At 69.1% G+C, this 2,013-nt stretch carries 1 protein-coding gene; it reads left to right on the top strand.

The genetic code is table 11. The annotated features are described in order from the left end of the window. Positions 1–26: 26 nt before the first annotated feature. Positions 27–2,013, top strand: a 1,987-nt coding sequence (locus E1294_RS51735; protein WP_246083895.1) for a condensation domain-containing protein, incomplete at its 3' end; no start/stop codon positions are given.

Genomic DNA, 2,013 nt, shown 5'->3' with positions numbered 1-2,013 from the left:
ATCCGTTCGCCGGTGGCGGGGAGCGGATGTATCGCACTGGTGATGTGGCCCGGTGGAGCGCGAGCGGTGATCTGGAGTTCGTGGGCCGTAACGACGATCAGGTCCAGGTCCGTGGCTACCGGGTCGAACTGGGCGAGATCGAGGCCGCCCTGCTACGCGCACCCGGCGTATCCCAGGCTGCGGTCAACAAGGACCTGGTCGCCTACTACGTCGGCGAAGGTGCGAACGCAGCCGGCCTGCGCGAGCACCTTGCGGCCGAGCTTCCGGGCTACATGGTCCCGGCCGCGTTCGTGGCCATGGACGCGTTGCCGCTGACCCCGAGTGGCAAGCTGGATCGCAAAGCCCTGCCCGCTCCGGACGCCGACGCCTATGCCCGAGCCGGCTACCAGGAACCCGAGGGAGAAACCGAGCAGACCATCGCCCGGGTATGGGCAGACATGCTGGCTGTCGACCAGATCGGGAGGCACGACGACTTCTTCGCCCTCGGCGGCCACTCCCTGCTGGCCGTCACCCTGGTCGAACGCCTCCGCGAACACGGCATCGCGTGCGACGTACGGACTCTCTTCTCCGCACCGACCGTCGCCGGGCTCGCCGAGTCGGTCGGCATCGCACCCGTCGAGGCGGTCGTGGTCCCGGCCAACCTCGTCACCGAGGATATCTCGGTCATCACGCCGGACCTTCTGCCCCTGGTCGACCTCAGCCAGGAGCAGATCGACCGGATCGTCGCGAACATCCCTGGCGGGACCGCGAACGTCCAGGACATCTACCCATTGGCGCCACTCCAGGAGGGCATGCTCTTCCACCACCTGATGTCCCCGGACCACGACGCCTACGTCCTGACCAACCTCCTCGCCATCGACACCCGGGAGAACCTCGACGGATTCCTGGCGGCCCTGCAGGCGGTGATCGACCGGCACGACGTGCTGCGGACATCGCTGGCCTGGGAGGGGGTGCCGCGCCCTGTCCAGGTCGTGCACCGGCACGCCCGGCTCACCGTGGAGCAGGTTGACGCCGTCGACCTGCCCGGTATCGCCAAGCGGATCGACCTCGTCGAAGCACCCCTGCTGCGTGCCTTCACCGCCCACGACGTCGAGAACGACCGCTGGTTGTTGATGATCCTCATGCATCACGTCATCGGCGACAACACTTCACTGCAGACCCTCGTCGGCGAGGTCGGCGAGATCATGGCCGGCCGCGCCGACGAGTTGCCTGCGCCGGTGCCCTACCGCGACGCGGTCGCCCAGGCGGTCCTCGGCGTTCCCGAGGATGAGCACGAGGCGTTCTTTACCGGCATGCTCGCCGGGGTCGAAGAGCCCACCGCTCCGTACGGCATCCTGGACGTGCACGGCGCGATCGTGGGCCACGCACAGGAGACCGTAGACGCCGGCACGGCCTCCGCGATCCGTGACCTCGCCCGCCGCAACGGTGTCTCGGCGGCGTCGGTCTTCCACCTCGCCTGGTCCCTGGTGCTGGCCCGGCTGACCGGCCGCGACGACGTCGTGTTCGGCACCGTCCTGTTCGGCCGGACGCATGGCGCCGCTCGCGGTCTGGGCCTGTTCATCAACACCCTGCCGGTCCGGATCGACACCACCGGCCAGACCGTGCACGCCGGACTCCGCGACACTCACGGCATGCTCACCGGCCTGATCCGGCACGAGCACGCCCCGCTCAGCCTCGCCCAGCGGTGCAGCGGCGTCCCGGCCGGCACTCCGCTCTTCACCAGCCTGCTCAACTACCGGCACAGCGAGGCCACCCCCACCGGGCAGCCGGCCGAGCCGTGGACCGGTATCGCGGACCTGTCCGGCGAGGGCGGCTCCACCTATCCGGTCACGGTCTCGATCGACGACGATGGTGCGGGCTTCCTGCTCAGCGCGCTGACGCGGGCCCCGATTGATCCGGCTCGGGTGTGTGCGCTGCTTGTCCAGGCCTTGTGGGAGCTGGTTGAGGGCGATCGTGTGCTGGCTGAGCTGGATGTGCTGTCGGACGCTCAACGGTGTGAGGTGGTGGCGTACG

The sequence above is a fragment of the Nonomuraea diastatica genome, assembly GCF_004349015.1.
Classification (GTDB): domain Bacteria; phylum Actinomycetota; class Actinomycetes; order Streptosporangiales; family Streptosporangiaceae; genus Nonomuraea; species Nonomuraea diastatica.
The sequence above is the reverse complement of the archived record's forward strand: the minus strand, read 5'-3'. Positions and strand labels throughout refer to the sequence as shown.